Source organism: Haloferax sp. s1 (genome assembly GCF_058382125.1).
On record NZ_JBZRPK010000237.1, the window covers coordinates 1 to 2,206 of the forward strand.

A 2,206-nucleotide genomic window follows, 5' to 3' on the forward strand; every position below is an offset into this window, starting at 1 on the left:
ACGTCAACACCTCAACCAGCGAAACCGAGTACACCGCCCCAGGCCGGGCGACCCAGACCAAAGGGCCGCCCGGTGCAGATGCCCCACCGGGGGTCGTCCAAGAGCCGAACGTCGCCGGGAGCGGCGATGGCTCCTGCGGGCGTCACGCCGCCCGCGCGGACCGGGGAAACTGTACCTTTGACCGCCTCGACATCAAACAAACTGGCGACGATTACCGTCGAGGTATCAAAATCATCGGTGACGGCTGTACAATGGTCTGGGGAGACGTCACTACGTCGCACACGCCAATCGTCAACGACGCCGACGAGACCGAGTTCCGCAGCATCACCGCCAAGTCGCTCGACGGCTTCGAGGGGATGAAAATACTCGATGGGTCCGAGAACGTCAAACTCGTCGAATCGGAGATCTACAACGGGACTACGGAACGTGGGAACGTCGATGTCCTTTACGAGGACAATTTGTTCCGCCGATAGTAGTTTCTGACCGGGTCTCACGTCCATTCGTACTTCACGGGGACAAGGTTGTCTCAATAAGTCGACTCACAGCACGGCGAATTCGCTGTGAGACACCCGATTTCGAGATACCGAGGCGGTCTGCGAGTTCTCTTTGTGAAGCTTTCCGGGGAACGTCGAAGTATCCGTTCCGATAGGCAACCAGCAGTACTTCGTGCTGACTCGGGAGAAGCATCGTCTCGGCACCAACGTCGGTGTCGCGGGCGATGTGAAGCCGTTTGACGCGAAACGTGATGTCGTGGTCGTGGTAGTACGATTGTACCCGATGCAACGCGGAGTGAACGGGGAGATGCAGCTGGATAAACCACGAATTGCGCTTGTATCGAATAGAGAGGACTTGCACACCCATCTCAGTCGTCGATGGGGGAACCAAAGAGACGCCATCCGCGAAGCGAACCCGAAATCGATGGTTGTCGCCGATATCTCCGAGGAACTCTACCTCAGCGACTGTCGGATCGGACTCGAAAGCAGCCACCAACGACTCGCGGTCACCGTCCTCAACGATAACAAACGCGCAATCCCACCCCTGTTCTTCAGTCGGTTGGAACTCTATTTCCAACACTTCAGAACGATTCGTGGTAAATGACGAGAGCACCAACTGTGGGTCATCGAGACAGATTTCGAGGTAGATCGGTCGGGAATCTACCTCATGTCTCACGTTCATCGATATCTTTCCGTACCCGACGGCGGCAAGTTATTATGTAGATGGTAAAACACGAATGGCGGAACAAAGGGAGCTTTGTGCGCATCAATTCCGAGCAGTTACATCGCCTATCATGCACATAATAACGACCCCAAAGCGACCACCCAGCGGTAGAGCTTTCCACGACAATGTACAAAGACAAATCGACCGCCGTCGTCGTGCCAGCGTATAACGAAGAGGGATACGTCGGCGAGGTCATCGACACGATGCCCTCGTTCGTCGACGTGGCATACGTCATCGACGACGGCTCCACCGACGGAACGTGGGACGAGATACAGCGGCACGCCGAAGCGTTCAATGCCGAACACTCTCCGGAATCCCCCGACTACGACGATGTTATCGTGCCCATCCAGCACGACGAAAACCGCGGAGTCGGTGGAGCGCTCAAGACGGGATACCTCCACGCCCTCGAAGACGAAGTCGATATTACGGCCGTCCTCGGCGGCGACGGGCAGATGGACCCTGACGAACTAGCGAAGTACCTCGACCCTATCGCCGAGGGTGATGCGGACTACGCGAAAGGGAACCGCTTTATGAAGCGCGAAGACCTCGATGCAATGCCGGGATTCCGTCTCGTTGGTAACTCGATTCTCTCGTATTTGACGAAGATTGCGAGCGGGTACTGGAAGACGATGGACCCGCAAAACGGGTACACGGCCATCTCATACGAGGCGTTGAAGCAGGCCGACATCGAAAACATGTACGAGTATTACGGCTACTGCAACGACCTGCTTGTCAAACTGAACGTCGAAAACCTTCGGGTCGCCGACGTTGCGTGTTCGTCGACCTACCTATACGACGACGACTGGAAGAGCCACATCGACTACGGAGAGTACATCCCGCGTGTGTCGTGTATGCTGCTCAAAAACTACTTCTGGCGGGTGAAAAACAAATACCTGCTTCGGGACTTCCACCCACTGGCGGCATTCTATCTACTCGGAACTGCCGTCTCGGGTGTCGCATTCATGGGCCTCGTCGCGATGGGTCTAAC

2 protein-coding genes and 1 pseudogene are annotated in these 2,206 nt (G+C 56.2%); 2 read left to right on the forward strand and 1 reads right to left on the reverse strand.

From position 1 onward, the window contains the following. Positions 1-473: pseudogene (locus tag QT222_RS02135) on the forward strand (hypothetical protein); the annotation flags it as partial. A gap of 34 nt (positions 474-507) precedes the next feature. On the opposite strand, the gene QT222_RS02140 reads toward QT222_RS02135, so the two are convergent. Beyond that, positions 508-1,176 carry a helix-turn-helix domain-containing protein gene (locus QT222_RS02140; protein ID WP_014732766.1) on the reverse strand — a complete coding sequence of 223 codons (669 nt, stop codon included), beginning with the start codon at positions 1,174-1,176 and terminating at the stop codon, positions 508-510. Between the two features lie 167 nt (positions 1,177-1,343). Here QT222_RS02140 and QT222_RS02145 point away from each other — a divergent pair. Further along, positions 1,344-2,206, forward strand: an 863-nt coding sequence (locus tag QT222_RS02145; RefSeq protein WP_491476158.1) for a glycosyltransferase family 2 protein, incomplete at its 3' end; no start/stop codon positions are given.